Origin of the sequence: Naumannella halotolerans, from assembly GCF_004364645.1 — a bacterium.
GTDB lineage: Bacteria > Actinomycetota > Actinomycetes > Propionibacteriales > Propionibacteriaceae > Naumannella > Naumannella halotolerans.
Window position 1 is genome coordinate 379626 of the sequence record NZ_SOAW01000001.1, and the last position, 15856, is coordinate 395481.

12 protein-coding genes are annotated in these 15856 nt (G+C 69.9%); 8 read left to right on the plus strand and 4 right to left on the minus strand.

The genetic code is table 11. The annotated features are described in order from the left end of the window. Nucleotides 1-7: 7 nt before the first annotated feature. The gene (locus CLV29_RS01820) at nt 8-649 is read left to right on the plus strand and encodes an MBL fold metallo-hydrolase (protein ID WP_133753374.1); all 642 of its coding nucleotides are present in this window, start codon (nt 8-10) and stop codon (nt 647-649) included. After that, on the plus strand, nt 649-1902 hold the full coding sequence (locus tag CLV29_RS01825; protein WP_133753375.1) for a hypothetical protein: 1254 nt from the start codon (nt 649-651) through the stop codon (nt 1900-1902). Before CLV29_RS01820 ends, CLV29_RS01825 begins: the two co-directional genes overlap by 1 nt. Nucleotides 1903-1939: 37 nt before the next feature. Here the strand turns inward: CLV29_RS01825 and pknB are convergent, their stop codons facing one another. After that, nucleotides 1940-4090 (minus strand): Stk1 family PASTA domain-containing Ser/Thr kinase, encoded by a 2151-nt coding sequence (gene pknB, locus CLV29_RS01830; RefSeq protein ID WP_243831668.1) that lies wholly within the window; start codon nt 4088-4090, stop codon nt 1940-1942. 205 nt (nt 4091-4295) lie between these two features. Here pknB and CLV29_RS01835 point away from each other — a divergent pair, with 205 nt between their 5' ends. The 4 genes from CLV29_RS01835 to CLV29_RS01850 are packed head-to-tail and all read left to right on the plus strand — an operon-like array spanning nt 4296 to nt 7190. Beyond that, nucleotides 4296-5594 carry a glycerophosphoryl diester phosphodiesterase membrane domain-containing protein gene (locus tag CLV29_RS01835; protein ID WP_133753377.1) on the plus strand — a complete coding sequence of 433 codons (1299 nt, stop codon included), beginning with the start codon at nt 4296-4298 and terminating at the stop codon, nt 5592-5594. A 31-nt stretch (nt 5595-5625) separates the two neighbouring features. Further along, the gene (locus CLV29_RS01840) at nt 5626-6348 is read left to right on the plus strand and encodes a thiamine phosphate synthase (RefSeq protein ID WP_133753378.1); all 723 of its coding nucleotides are present in this window, start codon (nt 5626-5628) and stop codon (nt 6346-6348) included. Further along, nucleotides 6348-6794, plus strand: coding sequence for a guanyl-specific ribonuclease (locus CLV29_RS01845; protein WP_133753379.1), 447 nt, complete (start codon nt 6348-6350; stop codon nt 6792-6794). The genes CLV29_RS01840 and CLV29_RS01845 overlap by 1 nt, the downstream gene beginning before the upstream one ends. A gap of 6 nt (nt 6795-6800) precedes the next feature. After that, nucleotides 6801-7190, plus strand: coding sequence for a barstar family protein (locus CLV29_RS01850; RefSeq protein WP_133753380.1), 390 nt, complete (start codon nt 6801-6803; stop codon nt 7188-7190). Between the two features lie 83 nt (nt 7191-7273). Here CLV29_RS01850 and CLV29_RS01855 read toward each other — a convergent pair whose 3' ends face one another. Further along, complete coding sequence (locus CLV29_RS01855) at nt 7274-8380, minus strand: polyprenyl synthetase family protein (protein ID WP_208292716.1); 1107 nt, start codon at nt 8378-8380, stop codon at nt 7274-7276. A gap of 51 nt (nt 8381-8431) precedes the next feature. On the opposite strand from CLV29_RS01855, the gene metF reads away from it, so the two are divergent. Continuing rightward, nucleotides 8432-9319, plus strand: a complete 888-nt coding sequence (metF, locus tag CLV29_RS01860) for a methylenetetrahydrofolate reductase [NAD(P)H] (protein WP_133753381.1) — start codon at nt 8432-8434, stop codon at nt 9317-9319. A gap of 99 nt (nt 9320-9418) precedes the next feature. Here metF and CLV29_RS01865 read toward each other — a convergent pair whose 3' ends face one another. Together CLV29_RS01865 and CLV29_RS17170 are read right to left on the minus strand one after the other, a co-directional pair. After that, nucleotides 9419-11605, minus strand: a complete 2187-nt coding sequence (locus tag CLV29_RS01865) for a HelD family protein (protein ID WP_424991530.1) — start codon at nt 11603-11605, stop codon at nt 9419-9421. A gap of 193 nt (nt 11606-11798) precedes the next feature. Continuing rightward, nucleotides 11799-12809, minus strand: coding sequence for an NAD(P)-binding protein (locus CLV29_RS17170; RefSeq protein ID WP_133753383.1), 1011 nt, complete (start codon nt 12807-12809; stop codon nt 11799-11801). Nucleotides 12810-12900: 91 nt separating this feature from the next. On the opposite strand from CLV29_RS17170, the gene CLV29_RS01875 reads away from it, so the two are divergent. Then, nucleotides 12901-15489, plus strand: coding sequence for a phosphoenolpyruvate carboxylase (locus tag CLV29_RS01875; RefSeq protein ID WP_133753384.1), 2589 nt, complete (start codon nt 12901-12903; stop codon nt 15487-15489). Nucleotides 15490-15856 lie beyond the last annotated feature (367 nt).

Consider the following 15856-nt stretch of genomic DNA (forward strand, 5'->3'; position numbering starts at 1 on the left):
TGGGGCCATGAAGATCACCCATCTGGGACATTCCGCAGTGCTGGTCGAATCCTCGACCGGGCGCCTGTTGATCGACCCCGGGAACTTCTCCGACCGGTGGACCGATCTGACCGAGCTGGATGCGGTGCTGATCACCCACCAACATCCCGATCACATCGACGCCGAACGACTGCCGAGGCTGCTGACGGCGAACCCACAGGCCACGGTGTTGACCGAACCGCAAACCGCCGGGGCCTACGAGTTCCTGGCCGGCCGGGCCGAACCGATGCCGGCCGGATCGGCGGCCGAACTGGCCGGGTTCGACATCCGCACCGTCGGCGGGGTGCACGCCGAGATCCACCGGGACATCCCGCTGATCGGCAACACCGGTTTCGTGATCACCGCCGACGCGACAACGCTGTTCCATCCCGGCGACTCGCTGGCCGCCGTACCCCGGGGCATCGACCTGCTGGCGCTGCCGGTGATGGGGCCCTGGTCGGCGATGAAGGAACAGATCGACTTCGTCCGGGCGGTGGGTGCCCCGGCTGCCTTCGGCATCCACGACGGGCTGATCAACGACCGGTACTGGGGGCTGCTCGGCGGCCGCCTGCAGGAGCTGACCGAGACCCGCTTCGAGGACTGGCGCGAGGCCGGCGAGGTCGAGCTCTGATGGGGGCACCACCCGTGGCCGAGCGGGCCCTCGGATCACCGGCGACCCCGGTCCGCGACGATCCCCGGCCGAGTACGCCGATCGGCCGCCCGGGACACGACGAACTCGGCGAGATCATCGTCGACGCCGGCCGCTGTCTGCGGCGGCAGCCGCTGCTGATCGCCGCGCTGAGTCTGCTGCCGGCCGCGCTGGTGCTCGCCGGTCTCGCCGCGGTGCCGTTCCTGCTGGACCTGCTGACCGACGCCGATCTGGCCCCGATGCAGGCCGGATGGGTGGGGGTCGGCGTGGTCTCGGCGACGATCGTCGGGGTCTGCCTGCACCTGCGGTGCTCCGCGGTGATCGCGGCCGTCGTGGAGGCGCTGGGTGGGGGAAGCGAGATCGGTTTCGGCGAGGCCTTCCGGAACACCCGGGGGGTGATCGGCCGGTCGCTGGGGGTGATCCTGCTGTTCGGTGGGGTGGTGATGTTGCTGCTCGCGCTCACCGTCTGGCTGTTCGGTCCCCGGTTGTTCGGCGCCGAGCAACTGCCGGTGCTGCCGCTGGTCGCTGCCGGGATCGCGGTGGTGCTGAGCTGGACCCTGATCAGCGCCCGTCTGTACCCCTTGCGACCGGTCTTCGCCCTGGAGCCGCAGCACCGTGGTCTGGCCGCGGTGGGACGGGCCTGGCGATTGACCGCCGGCCGGTTCCTGCGGACCCTCAGCTCGGTGGCCCTGTTCGGCTCCATGGTCTGGTTGGCCAGGACGATCGCCCTGTTGCCGCTGGCACTGCCCAGCGCCACCTCCGGTGACCTCTCGACGCGGCTCGTCGGGCAGCTGTGGCCGTGGACGCTGGTCACCGTCGCGCTGTCGGGGATCGTCGCGGTCTGCTCGACGGCTTTCCTGATCACCGCACAGACCCTGTACCACCGTGACCTGGTCGCGCGGCAACCCGTCGCGCCGACGCTGAACTGGGCCCCGCCGACCACCGCACCGGCCGGTGGACTCGGGGGCGGTGGCTGGCAACCGGGCGCCCTGTCCGGCTCGGCGCCCGCCCAGTGGCCGAATCCCTCGGGCTGGTCGGCCGGACAGGCGGCGCCGCCGGACAGTGTGGTCGCACCGCAGCACTGGCCGGCACCGCTCGCACCGCAGCAGTGGCCGGCACCGGGGGTACCGTCGGAGGGCGCGACCGGGCAACAGCAACACCCGGCGGGCAGCCAGGACTGGCCGGGCCCGCAGGGTCAGCAGCAGTGGCCGGCACCGGACCAACCGCGGCGCTGACGACACTCGGCCGGGGTGATGGCCCGGTCGACGACCCTCAGACCAGGGTCAAGGTGATGGTCGACCCCTTCGGTGCCTTGCGGCCCTCACCGGGATCGGTGGACGCGACGTAGTCGAGACCCAGGAAATCCGCGCCCTCCTCGGTCTTCACCTTGAAACCGGCATCCTCGAGCAGCTTCTTCGCCTCGTCCAGCGGCTTCGCCCGTACCTGCGGCACCTCCACCTCCTCGGGGCCGAGGGAACGGGTGATCGTCACCTCGTCGCCGCGATGGCCGGTCCCGCCGGCCGGATCCTGGGAGATGACGTCCCCCTCGGCGACCGAATCGGAGTGGGCGGTGCCCTCCTTCACCGTGAACCCGCTGCCGGTGAGCCCGTCTCGAGCCTCGGCGGCGGGTTTGCCGGTGAAGTCGGCGATCTGGATCGGCTCGGGCCCCTTGGAGACGGTGAGGTCGATGGCGGTGTCACGCTTCAACGACTCACCCGGTTGCGGATCCGAACTCAGCACCGTCCCCGCGGGCTCGTCTCGATGCCACTCCTCCGACACCTTCCCGACCTTCAGGGCCCCGTCGCCGGTGATCTGCTCCTCGGCCTCGGCCAGTTCGGCACCCACCACATCGGGCGCCTCGAACCGCTCGGGTCCCTTGGAGATGACCAGCGTCATCGGCGAATCGCGCTCCAGCTTGGAACCTGCCGCGGGATCGGTGCTGATCACCGAACCGGCAGGTACGTCCTCACTGAACTCCTCGACCGTCTGCGGGCTCAGTGCGGCGGTCTGCACCGAGGTGGTGGCCTCCTGCTGGGTCAGTCCGGCCACCGGCGGCGCTGCGGTGAACCGGCCGTCGACCAACCACCAGCCGCCGGCCACCGCGGCCAGGGTCAGCATCAGCAACAGCAGCAGCCAGACGATTCCGCGGATCCGTCGCCGACGCTGTCGCTCCAGCAGCTCCCGGCGGTGTTCGGAGACCGAGCGGCGGGTCGGGGCCGGTCGGCGCGAAGGCGGGGCCGCTACGGGCCTGGTCCGACCGCGTGGACGGGCTGTCCGGGCGACCTCCCGGGGCTCGATCCGGGTCGGGTGACGCTCCGGGCTCGGCGGGCTGCGTACCGGGCGTGGCGCCACCGGTTCGGCCTGGTTCCGCTCGGCCCGGCTGCGTTCGCTGCGTACCGCGGGGTCCTGGGCCTCGCCGGTGCGAGGCCGATCTGCGTCGATCCGGGCGGTCGGATCGTCCGGCCGCTCCTGCCGCGGCACCACCTCGGTGGCCGAAGCGGCGTCGACCTCACCCAGATGACGGAACCGGGCAGTCAGCGCCGGATCGTCCATCACCCCGCCGTTCAGGGCGGCGCGGGCCTGGCGTACCGCCTCCAGCAGTTCACGGGCATTGGCGGGTCGCTGGGTGGGCTCGCGGCGGGTCGCCGCGCGGACCAGTTCGTCGATGTAGGGCGGAATCCCCGAACGGGACTCGCGCCAGGAGGTGTCCCGACGCCTCGACGGGGCCTCGATGTCGTTGTGCACATGCGCCCACGCCACCTGGATCGGGGTGTCCCCGGTATGCGGTTTGCTGCCGGTCAGCATCTCGAACAGCATCACGCCGCTGCTGTAGACGTCCGAGCGGGGAGTGGCCCGGCCCTGCAACACCAGTTCCGGCGGGAGATAGGAGACCGTACCGATCAGCACCCCCTGGGTGGCGGTGATGGTCTGTTCGCTGATCGCCCGGGCCAGACCGAAATCGGCGACCTTCAACTGACCGCGATCGGTGATCAGCACGTTCTCCGGCTTCACATCGCGGTGGATCAGCCCGGCCTCGTGGGCGTCGGCCAGCGCCGCCAGCACCGGTTCGATCAGTTGCAGTGCGCGCAACGGTTCGAGCGGACCCTCCCGGCTCATCAGCTGCCGCAGCGTACCCCCGGAGACGTACTCCATGACGATGTAGGGGCGCATCCCGTCCAGCCCCTGGTCGAAGACCGAGACCACATTCGGATGGGACAGATGCGCCGCGGCGCGCGCCTCGCGGTCGAACTTGCTGACGAAATCGCCGTCCCCGCCGAGGCCCTCGTGCATCATCTTCACCGCCACCGTGCGGGCAAGCCTGGTGTCGGTGGCGAGATAAACCGTCGCCATGCCGCCGCGGGCGAGCCGATCGGTGATCTCGTAACGCCCGTCGACGACATGCCCGACGAGTGGGTCGCGCATGGGCGTCATGGTCATCAACAGCTCCGGCGGTCGAAGGGGAAGGTACCGCGTGGTTGGTACGCCCTGGTCGGCGCATTCGTGAGTGTAAGCGGACAGCCCAAGCCGTTGCGGGATTCGGCACCGGACCGGCGTGCCTTCCGCCGTCCCACCGATTGCTCTCCCACCGATTGCGCTGCTGGTCCTGCCGTCTGGGATTATCGAGGACATGACAGCAGGAATTCCCCCTGAGGCAGTGGTCCCTCATCGTGCGCTCCGGTTGGGTGATGTGTTCGGTGGAACGTTCCGGTTGCTGAAACTGCGCCCGGGCATGGTGCTTGCGCTGGGGGTGCTGCCTGCGGTGCTGAGCGGCCTGTTGTCGGTGGCGGTGATCGGCGCCGTGGCGGTCGTGGTGTTGGCCGTCGCGCTGCCGATGTTCGATCCGTTCGCCGACACCGCGGCACCGTCGTTCGCGGCCCTCTTCGGCATCGGTGCGCTGGCCGTGATCGCGCTGGCCGTGGTGTCGGTCCTCATCGGGGTGCTGTGGATCCGCTTCCAGGGCATGATCGTCGCGTTGACGATGGAGACCGTGGCCGGTCGCCGGCCCGGCTTCGACGAGCTGTGGGACCGGACCCGGGGGATGATCGGACGGGTCCTGGTGCTGGTCGTGATCGCGGTGGCGGTCGTGGCCGCAATCGGGCTACTGGTCATGGCCTGGTTCGCCTGGCTGATCGTCTCGGTCGTCTCGTCGATCTCGGCTGGTGGTGGTCCGGAGGGGATCGCCGGTCTGTTCGCCGGTTCGATCTTCGTATTCGTGGTCGGCTACCTGCTGTTGCTGGCCGCGGCGATCTTCCTGTCGGTGCGGCTCTACCCGCTGCTGCCGGTGCTTGCCGTGGAGGCAGGATCGGGACTGGACAGTGTCCGGCGGGCCTGGGGACTGACCCGGGGCGCCTTCTTCCGCACCCTCGGGTACTACCTGCTGTTCGCGCTGCTGCTCGGCGTGATCTCCTGGATCGCCCAGCTCCCCGCGTCGTTGTTCAGCCAGCTCACTCCCGAGTACGAGCAGTCCGCAGCGCCGGCTGCGGTCCTCGCAGCGATGGTTCCGGGACTGGTGCTGGCGATCCTGCTGCCGCTGCTGGCCTCGGTGCTCACCGGGCCGTTGAGCGTGATCTATCAGAGCCTGTACTACCTCGACCTGGTCCGGCGCCGGGATCTGGGGATGACCGATCCGGTCACCGCACCGGGTCCGTACCACCCTGGTCCCGGGCACCCCGGCCAGAGCACAGGTTGGCAGGACGGGCCCGCGGCTCCGGGTGGGTACGGCGCACCCGGCGGGTCCACGGGTTGGTCGGCTGCACCGGGCGGGTACGGCCCGCCGCCGGCCGGTCCGCGAGCCACCGACCCGGACGGCTACGGGCCCGGACATGACCAACAGGGGTTCGGGCCGACCGGCTATCCGGCACCGGGCGATCCGCGTCCGGGCAATCCTCCGGAGGACGACCCGTGGCGCGACCGCGGCCAGGGGTGAGGCAGCAGCCGATGTCACCTAGGGTGAGCAGGTGACTGTGCTCCTCGGCCTCACCACGCGACTGCGGCAGGCCCGCCTGTACCTGCGCACGTCGCTGCGGGCCGGGACCGGTGATTTCGACGAGTTCCTGGCCAGTGTGATCACCGGCGGTGTGGACATCATCGAGGTCTCTCAGCCGGGTGTGGATCCGCAGCTCGCACTGGACCATCTGCGACGGGCCCGGGCCGCCGCGGCGGCCCGGCAGAAGCTGATCGCGGTGGACGACGATCCGGAACTGGCAGGCCGTTTCCGGGCCGATGTGCTGCGCCTCGCCGACCCGGCAGGCAGCGCGCAGGCCCGTACCCGCCTGTCACCGTGGGCGCTGATCGGTGCCACGGTGAGCGAGCCGGCGGCCGCCGAGGCGGCGCTGGCCGATCCCGAGATCGCCTACCTGAGCGTCGGTCCGGTCTTTCCCGGCCCTGGGCGTTCGGGGACACCAGCGATCGGACTGGACCTGATCGGCCAGCTGACGCGGACCGCGCCGGTCGGGTCCGCGGAGGCCAAACCGTGGTTCGCCGCCGGTGGCATCGACGAACACAACCTCGACCAGGTGCTCGATGCCGGCGCCCGGCGGATCGAGGTCTCGGCCGCCATCGGTGACAGCCCCGACCCGGAGGCCGCCGCCCGTCGGCTGCGGCAGCGGCTGGACGAACGGTGGCGGACCGATCCCCAACTGCGGCGCTCGGGTCCCCGTCTGTTCGGGAAGCGGAACTGATGGCGCGTCGCCCACCGCGTACCGTCTCGGCGGTACTCGGGACCCTGCTCGTCGTGCTGGTCCTGGGGTTGATCGCCTGGGGACGCTTCGCCCCGCCGATCTCCGAGGGCCTCGGGAACCCGATCGGCACCAGGGCCCCGGCAGCCACCGGGGCCGCTTCAGAACTGGCCACCGTGGGCGAGGCCGATCTGCCAGCGAGCGCGCAGCAGACGCTCGAGCTGATCGACGCCGGCGGCCCGTACCCCTATGAGCAGGACGGTTCGGTCTTCGGCAATCGGGAGGGTTTGCTGCCCGATCGGGAGACCGGCTACTACCGCGAGTACACCGTGCGCAAGCCGGGGGAGGACGATCGGGGGCCGTGGCGGATCGTCACCGGCGGGGATCCGGCGCAGGAGTTCTACTGGACCGAGGACCACTACCAGAGTTTCCTCGGGATCCTACGATGAGAACCGATGAGTGAGGACGAGTCCGCCGAGCGGCACCGGCTGGCCGGAAGACAGGCCGGCGTCTACGAGGTGACCACCCAGTCCGGGGTGTTGCCGAAGGTGCTGGCCGAATGGGGCTGGCGGGTCGGTGTGCTGCGGACCGAGGGGATCGACGACCGGCGGACGCTGTTGCTGGCGATCGGCCGGGCGCTGGATCTGCCCGACTGGTACGGCGCGAATCTCGATGCCCTGGCCGACTGCCTGACCGACCTGGACCGGCCCACGGCGTTGGTCCTCGACAGCTGGCCGCGGCCGACCGAGATCCCCGGCTGGGATGCGGTGGTCGACGTCCTCACCGACCGGGTACGCGACCAGGAGCGGGCGGCCTTCGCCCTGGTGATGGACCGCTCCGGCTGAGACTCCTCGACGGTACGGCTGCGCCGAAGCCGGTTCGACGAGACCGGCTCGAAGCCGGCGCGACGAAGCCGCCGTTCGACCGATCAGTGCACCCGGTTGATGGCCGCGTCGACCAACACCGTCAGCCCGGTCTCGGCGTCCTCACCCAGCCCCGCTCGGGACAGTGCCTCGAGTGCGGCCGCAGCGTTCTCGGTGATCATCGACTCGACCCGTTCCACCGCGCCGCTGCCGACGATCAACGACCGGGTCAGGTCCAGGTCGAGGTCGGCGCGGCCGATCTGTGCAGCCAGTTCTTCCCGATCCGCCGGAGCGGCCCCGGCCAGGGCGTGGGCGAGCAGCGCGGTCCGTTTGCCCTCCCGCAGATCGTCACCGGCCGGTTTGCCGGTCAGCTGTTCGTCGCCGAACACACCGAGCAGATCGTCTCGCAACTGGAAGGCGCGTCCCAGCGGCAAGGCGTACTCGGCCAGGGCATTCAGCAGCGACTCCTCGGCACCGCCGAGAGCTGCCCCGAACTGCAGCGGGCGGACCACGGTGTAACTGGCGGTCTTGAACTCCAGCACCCGCTCGGCGAGGGGCAACAACTCGGCGACGGTCGCCGGATCGTCCAGCGGCGTGGCCTGGGCGAGCACATCCAGGTACTGACCGACCGTCACCTCGGTGCGCATCCGTTCCAGCAGCGGCAGCGCCGGGGCGAGCACCTGAGCGGCCGGGCCGCGGGTGTGCAACATCTGCACCGACCACATCAACAACAGGTCACCGAGCAGGATCGCCCCGGCCCGGCCGAACAACTCCGGGTCACCGGCCAGTCCGGCGGCGCGGTGCAGTTCCTCGAACTGCTTGTGCGAGGCCGGTCGACCACGGCGCAGTTCGGATTCGTCCATCACATCGTCGTGCACCAGGGCCGAGAGGTGCAGCAGGTCGAGACTGGCCGCCGCGGCCACCAACGGTTCGGCTGCGCGGAGGTCACCGGTCGCGGCCACCCAACCCCACAGGCAGAACGCCGGCCGCAACCGTTTGCCGCCGGCCCCGAACACCGACGCCTGCCGCAGCAGCTCCCCGGCCCGTGGCTCCATCGCGTCGAGTTCGGGGCCGCGCGCGGCGAGGAAGTCGGCGATCTGCAGACCGACCGCATCGCGTACCGCCGGGCCGGCAGGATAGTTCGGGTCCAGGGCGAGCTCACGGGTGTCCACGCGCCGAGCCTAGGCGGTGGCGGCGGGTGTCACCTGTCTAGGGTTGGCGCCATGTCGGTGAACACGCGCCCTGCCACCATTGCGCAGTTGCTGGAGGCCTCGGACCGTCCGCTGTTCTCCTTCGAGTTCTTCCCGCCCCGCGATGCCGAGGCCGAGCAGACCCTCTGGCGGACGGTACGGGAGCTGGAGCCGCTCGGCCCCGATTTCATCTCGGTCACCTATGGTGCCTCCGGCTCCACCCGGGACCGGACCATCCGCTCCACCGAGCGGATCTCCCGCGACACCTCGCTGCGGACGATGGCGCACCTGACCTGCGTCGGGCAGTCGGCGGCGCAGGTACGGCACACGGTCGGGGCCTACGCCGCCGCCGGGGTGCATCACGTGCTGGCGATCCGGGGCGATCCACCGGGCGGGCCGACAGCACCCTGGCAGCAGCATCCGGAGGGTTTGGCCAATGCCACCGAGCTGGTGGAACTGGTGGCCTCCCTGGGGGACTTCTGCATCGGGGTGGCGGCTTTTCCCGATCTGCATCCCGATCGGCGCGATGCCGAACTGGACGCCCGGATCCTGGTGGCGAAGGCCGCTGCCGGGGCGTCGTTCGCGATCACCCAGTTGTTCTTCGACCCCCAAGCCTGGCTGCGGCTCGTCGAACGGGTACGCGCCCGGGGCTGCGATCTGCCGATCATCCCCGGTATCCAGCCGGTGACGAATCTGCGGCAGATCGAGCGGTTCGCCGAACTCTCCGGGGCCGATCTCCCGCGACGGGTGACCGACCGGTTGAATGCCGCCGGGGACAACCCCGACGCGGTGCGTGCGGTCGGCATCGACATCGCCACCGAGCTCTGCGAGGACCTGCTGTCGCTGGGGGCACCGGGGCTGCATCTGTACACCCTCAACCGTTCCCGCGCCTCGCGGGAGATCTTCGCCCGGTTGCACTGAGACATCCATTCCGCAGCAGATGCACTTCCGGCTCGGTCGTGGGTGCATTTCCTGCGGAACGGATCGGTGTCGCAGGCGCGTGCTGCCCGCGAGGGCAGGTCAGGCGGGGCCGGGTTCGGATCGGGCGGGGCGCCAGCGGCCGGGGGAGTCGACGTCGATCGTGACCAGCCGCTGGGTCGGCCGGGTCAGCGCGACGTACAGCACCCGGATCCCGCCGGGGGACTCGGCGACGATCTCGTCCGGGGCGACCACCACGGCGGCGTCGTACTCCAGGCCCTTGGCCTCCAATGGCGAGACGACGACGAGTCGCCGCCCGAGTTCGCGCCCGACCGACCCGTCCAGGGCGGTACGCAGCTGCGTCAGCCTCGACGGCGGTGCGATCACCCCGATGGTGCCCTCCACCTGGGCGGTCAGGTCGGTGATCACGTCGAGCAGGGTGGGCACCAGCTCGGCGCCGGTGGTGGCCAGCAGGGTCGGCGCGACACCGGTCCGGCGTACCGCATCGGGCAGATCGGCATCGGGTACGTCGCTACGCACCACCTTGGCGGCCAGCTCGAACACCTCGGCCGGCGAGCGGTAGTTGGTGCTCATCCGGAACCGGCGCGAGGGTCCACGCCCGATCAGCTCGTTGATCGCCTGGTCGGTCTCGGCGCGATCGGGCCAGGAGCTCTGTGCCGGATCGCCGACGATCGTCCAGGAGGCGCCACCACCGCGGCGGCGCAGCATCCGCCACTGCATCGGCGTGATGTCCTGTGCCTCGTCGAGCAGGATGTGGGCGAAGCTGTCATGGGTGTCGGCGTTCGGATCGATCTCCCGGTTGCGGGACAGCCGGTCGGCGGTGGTCACCAATTCGGCCTGCCGGGTGTCGCTGAAGCTGACCGCATTGTCCTCATCGGGTTCGGCCTCGGGGACCGGGCCGAGGATCGTGGTCAGCTCGTCCAACAAGGCGATGTCGTCCACGGTCCAGGCAGTCTCGGCGGCATAGACAGCCGACAGCAACTCGATCTCGGCGGTGCTCAGACGGTCCCGCCCGGCCAGTGCCGCGCGGGCCGGGTCGGCCAACCGGCGCAACACCTGCATCGCGGTCAGCGGTGGCCACCACTGGGCGATGAAGTCCCGGTACGCCGAGGAGGAGGTGACCAGATCGTCGAACGCCTCGCGTTCCAGTTCGGCCGCCTCGGGGCCCCGGTCGAGGGCGCTCCAGCGTCGCCAGAGGGTCTCCAGCAGCGCCGACTCGGCCTCCCGCAGTGACTGGTTGTAACGGCGCTGGCGAAGGATCTGGCGACGGATCCGGGTCAGCTCCTCGGCGCCGAGGATCAGCACCTCACCCTTGACGCTGACCCGTAACCGCGGCGGCTCGGTCGCGTTCGGGTCGGCACTGTCCAGCAGGGATCGCAGCACCGGCACCATCCGCAGGCTGCCCTTGATCCGGTGCACCTGCGGTGGGTCGGTCACCGAGGCGGAGAATCCGAGGGAGTCCACGGCCACCGCACCGATCGAGCGCAGGGTGACCGCATCCTCACCCAGCGAGGGCAGGACCCGTTCGATGTAGTTCATGAAGACCTGGCTGGGCCCGACCACCAGCACACCACCGGATTCGAACCGACGCCGGTTGGAGTACAGCAGGTAGGCCGCACGGTGCAGGGCGACCACGGTCTTGCCGGTGCCCGGACCGCCGCTGATGATCGTCGCCCCCGAGTAGGGGGCGCGGATGGCCTCATCCTGTTCGGCCTGGATGGTGGCCACGATGTCCTTCATCTGGCTGCCCCGGGCGCGGCTCAGTGCCGCCATCAATGCGCCCTCACCGAGCACCACCAGGTCGGTGTCGCTGTCGGTGTCGAGCAAATCGTCCTCGATCCCGATCACCTTCTCGCCCCGTGAGCGCAGCACCCGGCGGCGGATCACCTCCATCGGATCGGCCGGGGTGGCACGGTAGAACGGTTCGGCAGCCCGTGCCCGCCAGTCGATCACCAACGGTTCGTAATCGGCGTCGCGGACACCGATCCGGCCGATGTAGCGGATCTCACCGTCGGTCCGGTCCAGCCGGCCGAAGACCAGGCCCTCGTGCTCGGCGTCGAGGGTGGCCAGACGTTTGGCGGCCTGGAAGGCGAAGACGTCCCGCTCGTACATCCCGGTACCGTCCTCGTCGCGGACGAAGTTGTTCCGGTCGGTGCGGTACAACGCCTGGCCCTCGGTGGCCACCTGACGGGCCGATCGGGCAGCCGCCGACAGTCGGTCGTAGACCTTGTCCACGTGGGCCTGCTCGGACGCCAGTTCGCGCTCCAGCGCTTCGGTCGCGTGCTGCGAGTTCAGTGCTCGGTCCTTCTTCCCGGCTGCCCCTTCGGACAGGGCAATTCAGACATACGATTCTACGTCGTTGCGCAAGCGAATCGGTGTCGCCCGCGACACGGAATGGTGACGATCTTGCGTGCTTGTCGCGTCGAAACGGTCGGGGACCGGTCGATCGAGGCGGAGCAGGTCAGATCAGGCGGCGACGCGGGGTGGCCTTGCGTACCGGTCGGATGTCCTCGCCGGTCCGATGGGAGTGGACGGCATAGGCCGCGACCGCCGCCGACATCAACTGTGCCCAGGGCTCGCTGCCGGCCCGGGTACGCGGGCCGGCGTAGTAGCGCCCGGGCTCGCGGGTGGTCGGTTCCAGAACCACCCAGGTCCGTCGGCCCCGCCAGTCGATCCGATCACCTCCGGTGCAGTCGACGACGGCCGCCGCGGCCAGCTCGGCGGGGGTGACGGTCGACGGGGAGTCGATCGCCGACCCCAGTCGTAGCTCCACCCCGCGTTTGTCCAGCCGGCGCCGCAGCAGGCCGACCAATGCCTGGTTGTCGGTACGTCCGTGGGCATCGACGAGCTGCCAGCGGCCGAAGGTACGGCGGATGCTGTGCCGGGTGGCGTACCAGCCGGGGAGCCATCGGGGGTCGGCGTCGTGCTCGGCGGCGATCGCGGTGAGGAGTTCAGCCAGGCCGTCGTGGTGCAGAGCCGCCGCCAGATCGGCCAGACTCCTGCGCCAGCCGATGGCCTGTCGGGTACGCCGGTCCAGCCGCGGGTCGGACAGTTCGGACTCGATCCCCAGCGGTCGCATCGCCTGCCAGACCTGATCGGTGGAGTCGAGGAAGTCCTGCCAGCGGCGGGCGACGGGCTCACCCCATCGGGTACCCAAGGTCTCCCACTGCTCGCCCCGGCTGTGCGGCAGCAACAGCACCCCGTAGTCGGTCGGCGGCGCAGGTCGCCACTGCAGACCGAGGGTTTGCAGTTCCAGGTCCAGCGGACGTCCGGACTTGCGGAAGCTGTCCCGCCAGGCGGCGGGCAGGTCGATCACCGAGGGGGCGAGGGCGCTGATCCGGTCGCGGCGTTCGTGCAGCACCACCCGGTGACCGACCAGGGCCAACCGGCCGGCGACGGCGAGCCCGGCCAGCGAGGCGCCGATCACGACCACCGGAACCCGTCGACCGATCGGTACTGCCGGCACACCCATGAGTCGGATCCTACGGTCCGCTGCGCTCGGGGACGGTCCTGCGTCCCGGAACCGTCACCGGGCCACGGTTTGTCTCGCTAGGGTGCTGGTCATGAGCGAACGGGACGAACTGCCCGCTGCACTGCGACGCGATGTGCGCCTGTTGAGCACGATGCTCGGCCAGATCCTGACCGAGGCGGTCGGCGAGGATCTGCTCGCCGATGTCGAACAGTTGCGCACCCTGGCCATCAGTGGCGAGATCGAGCAGGCCGAGGAGGTGGTCGCCGGTTGGACCGATGAACGCGCCGAACAGGTGGCCCGGGCGTTCACCGCGTACTTCCACCTGGCCAATCTTGCCGAGGAGCAGCATCGTCTTCGGGTGCTGGCCGAACGCGATGCCAGTGGTACGGCGCATGATGCCGACAGCTACCCGGCCGCCTGGTCCGACCTGGTTTCGGAGGTGGGCAAGGAGGAGGCCGATCGCCGACTGGCCGGGCTCGAGTTCCGGCCGGTCTTCACCGCCCATCCGACCGAGGCCCGACGTCGTGCGGTGGCCAGCGCGATCCGCCGGATCAGTGCCCTGCTCGCGCGTCGCGACGATCCCCGGGTGCGTGGTCGCAACGCCGATGATCTTGACCGACAGCTGCTGGCCGAGATCGACCTCCTCTGGCGGACCGCGCCGCTGCGCTCGACCAAACCCTCGCCGACCGATGAGGTACGCACGGCGATGTCGATCTTCGACAACACGCTGTTCGAGGTCGTACCGAAGATCTACCGGACGCTGGATGCGACGGTGCTGGGGGAACGTACCGGGACCGCGGCTCCGGTGGCGCCGGCCTTCCTCCGCCTGGGCTGTTGGATCGGCGGTGATCGGGACGGCAACCCCCATGTCACCGCCAAGGTCACCCGCCAGGCTGCCCGGATCGCCAGTGACCACGTCCTGCGCGGGTTGGAGAACGCCACCTTGCGGATCGGCCGGTCGCTGACCGCCGCGCAGACCGATGCACCGGCCAGCAAGGAGCTGAAGGCGTTGTTGCGCGCCCAGTCCGGTCTGGCCGAGGAACTGGCCACCGAGATCGCCGAACGCAGTCCGGAGGAACCCCACCGGCAGGCGTTGCTGTTCTTCGTCGAACGCCTGCAGGCGACCCGGTTGCGCAATGCCGATCTTGCCTATGCCGACGCCGAGGAGTTCCTGGCCGAACTCCGTACCGTCCAGGACTCCTTGTCCACACATGATCCGCGCAGCGCCTGGGGCAGTGTGCAGGACCTGATCTGGCAGACCGAGACCTTCGGCTTCCACCTGGCCGAGTTCGAGATTCGCCAGCACTCCAAGGTGCATCGGCAGGCGTTGGAAGAACTCGACGCCGGGGTCGAACCGTCGGAGATGACGATCGAGGTGCTGGACACCCTGCGGGTGCTCGGGCGGATCCAGAAGCGGTTCGGTACCTCAGCCGCTCGTCGCTACATCATCTCCTTCACCCAGTCCGCCGATGATCTTGCGGCGGTGATCCGGCTCGCGGAGTATGCCTTCGAGGGTGAGGAACTGCCGGTGATCGACGTGATCCCGCTGTTCGAGACCTATGACGACCTGCAGGCGAGCACCGGCATCCTCGACGAGTTGATCACCATGCCGCACACCCGGCAGCGGCTGGCGGAGAACGGTCGGCGGCTGGAGGTGATGCTCGGATACTCCGACTCCTCGAAGGACGTCGGCCCGGTCTCGGCGACCCTCGCGCTCTACGACGCGCAGGCCCGGATCGCTTCCTGGGCGCAGGCGAACGACATTGCGCTGACCCTCTTCCACGGTCGCGGCGGTGCGCTCGGCCGCGGTGGCGGACCGGCCAACCAGGCGGTCCTCGCACAACCCCCGGGTTCGGTCGAGGGCAGGTTCAAACTGACCGAACAGGGGGAGGTGATCTTCGCCCGCTACGGTGACCAGACGATCGCCCAGCGCCATGTGGAGCAGGTCTCCTCGGCCACCTTGCGCCAGGGCGCTCCGTCGATCAGCAAGCGCAATGCCGACTCCGCGGAACGTTTCGCGCCGATGGCCGAGACGATGGACCGCGCCTCCCGTACCCGCTTCTACGACCTGGTGAAGTCGGAGGGGTTCGCGCCCTGGTTCGCCCAGGTCACCCCGCAGGAGGAGGTCGGCTGGCTCTCCCTGGGATCGCGACCGGCACGACGCGGCCTGTCGGTCGAATCGCTGGAGGATCTCCGGGCGATCCCGTGGGTCTTCGCCTGGTCGCAGGCGCGGATCAACCTGACCGGCTGGTTCGGTCTGGGTACGGCGCTGGCAGCGGTCGGCGAGGAGACCGAGCTGCGGGCCGCCTTCGCCCAGTGGCCGCTGTTCTCGGCGATGATCGAGAACGTCGAGATGTCACTGGCCAAGACCGACGACCGGATCGCCGAACGTTACCTGGCGTTGGGCGACCGAGATGATCTTGCCGGGCTCGTCCGCGAGGAGATGGCCCTCACCCGGGAATGGGTGGCGAGGACCACCGGCAAGGAGCTGTTGACCGATCGGCCGGTGCTGCGCCGTGCCGTCGAACTGCGATCGCCCTATGTCGATGCGTTGTCACTGCTGCAGTTGCGGGCGTTGCGGCGGTTGCGGACCGAGGAGGGGGCAGACGATGCCGCCGCCCGGCGGTTGATGCTGCTGGCCGTCAGCGGTGTCTCCGCCGGTCTGCAGAACACCGGCTGACCGCGCTTGGAGCCGTTCGATCGGCTCGCCGCACGCCCGGTCGCACGTCGACGGGCTCGGCCCGCGTCTGTTCCGCAGCATCTGCAGCTTTGGCGCGTCGATGGGTGCGTTTCCTGCGGAACTGTTGCGGCGGGGGCGGGCTGTCCGTACCTCGGAAACCTCAGCGGGTCGGGGCGACCGGCCCGGCGCCCTCGGCCGAGTAGTCACGGCTGTGGGCTCGCCCGACAACTGTTCCGCAGCACCTGCACTTTTCGGGTGTCGATGGGTGCCTTTCCTGTGGAACTGATGCAGTGGGGTGTACGGCGGAAACCGGGACGGAATCGCGACCGGGGTGTCTGTCGGGGTGACGCTGGGGTGTCTGTCGGGG

Bases quoted from the DNA above. Each gene is read 5' to 3' on its own strand.
- metF (WP_133753381.1), top strand. From the start codon at position 8,432: ATGTCGGTGAACACGCGCCCTGCCACCATTGCGCAGTTGCTGGAGGCC.
- CLV29_RS01835 (WP_133753377.1), top strand. From the start codon at position 4,296: ATGACAGCAGGAATTCCCCCTGAGGCAGTGGTCCCTCATCGTGCGCTC.
- CLV29_RS01820 (WP_133753374.1), top strand. From the start codon at position 8: ATGAAGATCACCCATCTGGGACATTCCGCAGTGCTGGTCGAATCCTCG.
- CLV29_RS01875 (WP_133753384.1), top strand. From the start codon at position 12,901: ATGAGCGAACGGGACGAACTGCCCGCTGCACTGCGACGCGATGTGCGC.
- CLV29_RS17170 (WP_133753383.1), bottom strand. From the start codon at position 12,809: ATGGGTGTGCCGGCAGTACCGATCGGTCGACGGGTTCCGGTGGTCGTG.
- CLV29_RS01845 (WP_133753379.1), top strand. From the start codon at position 6,348: ATGGCGCGTCGCCCACCGCGTACCGTCTCGGCGGTACTCGGGACCCTG.
- CLV29_RS01825 (WP_133753375.1), top strand. From the start codon at position 649: ATGGGGGCACCACCCGTGGCCGAGCGGGCCCTCGGATCACCGGCGACC.
- pknB (WP_243831668.1), bottom strand. From the start codon at position 4,090: ATGCGCGACCCACTCGTCGGGCATGTCGTCGACGGGCGTTACGAGATC.
- CLV29_RS01850 (WP_133753380.1), top strand. From the start codon at position 6,801: ATGAGTGAGGACGAGTCCGCCGAGCGGCACCGGCTGGCCGGAAGACAG.